We start from the raw sequence: 3,564 nt of genomic DNA, 5'->3' as shown, positions 1-3,564 counted from the left end.
GCGTTTGATGCCTGCTTGTTTGTTGTAATAGGCTTGGGCAACGGCAGTATTCGGTTTATGGCTACCAGCGGGGCTAACGCCTTCATATTTGTAGTAAATCTTAGCAGGCGTATCGAGAGCTTTTTCCAGTCGGCGGGCACGATACAGGGGAGTAGGTCGCCATTGTTGATAGATCGATCGTACTTCGTCAGGAATCTCAATCCACCGTTCTTGGCTCACTTCCTGCTCGATGAGGCTCATCGGAAACAGGGGTGCTAAATCGGCAGGTGCGATCGGTTTTCCGTTACCAGGATGGAGAATTGGTGGTAATGGTGTGGGTAAATCTGCTTGGATGTTATACCAAGCGGTAGGCATTTGGTTTTCGGTCAGGAGGTATTTGATTTGGTTCATGATTTTATGTTTGGTAGAGATCGAAAGTCTTATTCTCTGCTCAAGGTGCACTCAATTCGCCCAATTTAGTGTTAGCTGCTGCTGAAGCTCCAGCGGGAAATTCAGCCTCACCAATCGCCCAAAATTCCAGTCCGGCAGCTATGGTTTGCGGTCGAGCGTCGAGAATGCCAAAGAGGGTCACGCGATGACCGCGCCGTTGCAGCTCGTGTCCTAGTGTAGTCATGGGATTGAGATGCCCCGTAAGAGCTGGACAGATGATGCCAAAATGAGTCATGCACGGCTTCCGATATTTTGTGGGTCAGGATATTTCAATAAATTCGATTGAGGTCATATTTTTGACCGATTTTAGTTGAGAAATTGCATCGCTGTTTGTTGAAGTCGATCTTGGTGCGATCTGAAGATCGCGCAAAGTGTGACGGTTCAAGACTTTTGCTAGAGCCTGCCGCAATCTTTTTCAGGTGCCAGGAACCAATAATATTTGCCGTCAGCGGGAAATGCACGGCTCATAACTCTCTTGAAAAGGTGCTCCACTTGCGGCGTTTTTATGTCTAGGGTTCCCCCGTCTTGGCGTTTTTTATGCGGGGGTTCCCCCCGCATAAAACGCCGCCGAATAAGAAAACGACAAGACGGGGAAACAAGCGACGTTTGCGGGGGAAGCTTCCCCCGCAAAGCTCGCGCCCCTGTTCCCGCACTTTTCGCTGCGCTTACGACCGAAATAGAAGTTCTGCTGTGCCGAGTTGACGATCCACACAAAAACTCCTACTTTATAGATGGACTCCTACTGGCTATTGACATTGTAGCGATCGCCTGAGAACAATTTGTTGCAGAATCTGACGAATTTTTATCAGATTCTTACGATTCCTCATTTATCACCAAAATGAAACTACCCTGCTAGATTGCAAATGTCGTAATTCTAGATTCGATCGAATCCTCATTCCTCAGTAGAAAAGTCCGCAGATTAAATCGAATTTTTCTAATAAATAAATTATTTGAATGGGTAAAAGTAATTTGCATCCACAGTTAAATGTAGTAGATGGGGTTGAAATTTTATCCAGTCAGCAGGTCGGATGGCAGGGCATCTTAGTCGAAAATTATCAAGCCCCACCAAATAACATTTGTGAGTATAGTTCTGGTGCTTTGCTCGCACATTGGCTGAGTTTTCCCTCCGTTCAACCCATGTATTTAGTCCAAAATCATGGCGAATGTTGGCATGAATCGATTGTCAAACAGGACGATCTAGTCTTGGTACCAGCGGGACAATCAACTTACTGGCAATGGCCGACAAATAGTTCAACGTCAAACCTCGGCATCTACTTACAACCGGAATTAGTCGCACAAACTGCTAGATCGGCAGATCTCAATCCAGATCGGATCGAGTTGATGGATTGTTTCTCTCAATCTGACCCACACCTGCACCAAATCGCGATGATGCTGTTGGCAGAACTGCGATCGGGTGGCATCCTGGGGGAGTTATATGTAGAATCATTGACCCAAGTATTAGTCATTCATTTACTGCGAAGCTATTGTGTTTTCAGCCAAATATAGTCGATTTCCATAGCTTAAATCCTCGTCGATTAGAGAACGCAATCGAATATATCCACGCTCACCTCGATGGCGATCTATCAATGGTATAAATTGCCGCAAGTGTGAATAGTAGCCCTAATCACTTTGCCAGCTCTTTCAAAAAAGCTATGGGTATTTCGCTACATCAATATGTGATTAAACAGCGTATAGAGCGGGCAAAACTGCTCCTAGAAATTTTTGATGAGATGACGCACAACGTTATCTTTAACGAGTAGTTGTTTAGACAGTTCGATTAAAAGTTTGCGCATTCGATCGAGGGACAGATTTTGAGTACTTAATTCCAGTGTTTTGACATAAAATTGTTGTTCGAGTGAAAGTTCAAAACATTCAGGTGACATCGGGCTTGCTCCAGTTTGTGAATAGAGATTGAGAATTGAAAGTAGGCGAGTCGATCGCAGCCATCAAATTACTTTGAAGGTAGAATCGATCGCTTTCTGGAAGATGAATATCGTTGCTTCAAGTTCTCTGTGCCCTGCCAAACCAGGTAAAGATCGAAGGTGCGCCTCGGAAATACCACAACGCCAGCGCAGGATCGCAAATGGCGCACCCAAACGATATAAAGAGCAGAGGGTAATAAAAATTAGAGCCACCACTAACGGTGCAATTAGCTCAATAATTGTTATTTCGGGTCTAGATTGAATTGGCATAGTATTACTCTGACGTTAGTTTGTGAGGTTGATTAGGATGGAAAACTAAATACTTTTATGTCTTGTGTTGATATTCCCATTCCTGAAAAGCGCGATCGTAAGCATATCCCTGACGTTGAAAAAATACCCGCCATGCAGACACTCCTCGCACGATTCCCCAAGAAGTTAATACATATAGCGACCAAGGAACACCAAAGCCAGTGAAGAAGTTTAATGGAATTAGACAGGCATTAACAATTGCATATTTACCAAGTAGATCTTGCAGTTTCGATCGGCGATATAGATCGAAATCTTGATGTTTTTTAATTACTTGTTGCTGACTGAGCCACTAGATTTTGGCAAGTTCGATTGACTCAGGAGAGATACTAAGTTCTTGGGCGATTTCTAGCAACTGTGGATGGGACAGATTTGAGTCTAAAGTAGAACGATCTGCCATGGCAATATCTATAATTTCTCGAACATCTTCCTGGCTATAAGCGTCAGTTGCGGATTGTTTTGAAAAGTCCATAATCCAAGCAATTTAATTTATTAGTTGGCAACAGAATCTGTGAGATAGAACACCTCATGCCAAGCTCGATGAACCAGTGTGGTTGAGGATGTAAATAATGAAAAGCCGAGTAGTGGGTGAAGAATACCTAAATGCAAGAGATGATTTAAGTGCCCCGTGATGAATTGCAGCGACAGTAGTATTACTAAACCTACTGTCAGCATCTTAATTTTTTGAGGGAATGGATGAACGAACAGCCCTGCTAACAATAGAACAATTAGTCCACCATATCCGCGCACCAGTAGAACGTGAATATTCCACCAAGTAGGATCGTCGAAAACTGCTAATCCAACTGTTAATAGTTGAGCAATCAGGCAAAAGTTGAATAGTACTGCAATTGCCAGAAACCCTTTTTGAATCCAGTATCCAGATAATTTAGTTTGCTCAGAATGAAGT

The 3,564-nt window shown here is 43.6% G+C and carries 6 protein-coding genes and 2 pseudogenes; 1 reads left to right on the top strand and 7 read right to left on the bottom strand.

All coding sequences use genetic code 11. From position 1 onward, the window contains the following. Both RMO35_RS11145 and RMO35_RS11140 read right to left on the bottom strand, forming a co-directional pair. Positions 1-390: pseudogene (locus RMO35_RS11145) on the bottom strand (TrpB-like pyridoxal-phosphate dependent enzyme); the annotation flags it as partial. A gap of 49 nt (positions 391-439) precedes the next feature. Beyond that, positions 440-664: pseudogene (locus RMO35_RS11140) on the bottom strand (glycosyltransferase); the annotation flags it as partial. 719 nt (positions 665-1,383) lie between these two features. Between RMO35_RS11140 and RMO35_RS11135 the strand changes: the two are divergent. Continuing rightward, positions 1,384-1,935 carry a hypothetical protein gene (locus tag RMO35_RS11135; RefSeq protein WP_309741214.1) on the top strand — a complete coding sequence of 184 codons (552 nt, stop codon included), beginning with the start codon at positions 1,384-1,386 and terminating at the stop codon, positions 1,933-1,935. Positions 1,936-2,141: 206 nt separating this feature from the next. Here the strand turns inward: RMO35_RS11135 and RMO35_RS11130 are convergent, their stop codons facing one another. The 5 genes from RMO35_RS11130 to RMO35_RS11110 form a co-directional block, all read right to left on the bottom strand. Continuing rightward, complete coding sequence (locus RMO35_RS11130) at positions 2,142-2,312, bottom strand: NblA/ycf18 family protein (RefSeq protein WP_309741211.1); 171 nt, start codon at positions 2,310-2,312, stop codon at positions 2,142-2,144. Positions 2,313-2,375: 63 nt separating this feature from the next. Next, complete coding sequence (locus RMO35_RS11125; protein ID WP_309741208.1) at positions 2,376-2,621, bottom strand: hypothetical protein; 246 nt, start codon at positions 2,619-2,621, stop codon at positions 2,376-2,378. 55 nt (positions 2,622-2,676) lie between these two features. Next, positions 2,677-2,928 (bottom strand): 2TM domain-containing protein, encoded by a 252-nt coding sequence (locus RMO35_RS11120; RefSeq protein WP_309741219.1) that lies wholly within the window; start codon positions 2,926-2,928, stop codon positions 2,677-2,679. Positions 2,929-2,949: 21 nt separating this feature from the next. After that, the gene (locus tag RMO35_RS11115; protein ID WP_309741205.1) at positions 2,950-3,129 is read right to left on the bottom strand and encodes a hypothetical protein; all 180 of its coding nucleotides are present in this window, start codon (positions 3,127-3,129) and stop codon (positions 2,950-2,952) included. 20 nt (positions 3,130-3,149) lie between these two features. Further along, on the bottom strand, positions 3,150-3,506 hold the full coding sequence (locus tag RMO35_RS11110; RefSeq protein WP_396135651.1) for a DUF6220 domain-containing protein: 357 nt from the start codon (positions 3,504-3,506) through the stop codon (positions 3,150-3,152). Positions 3,507-3,564 lie beyond the last annotated feature (58 nt).

It is taken from the genome of Chamaesiphon sp. OTE_20_metabat_361 (assembly GCF_031364565.1).
Note: the sequence above shows the minus strand (reverse complement) of the source record. Positions and strands in the feature narration are given on the sequence as shown.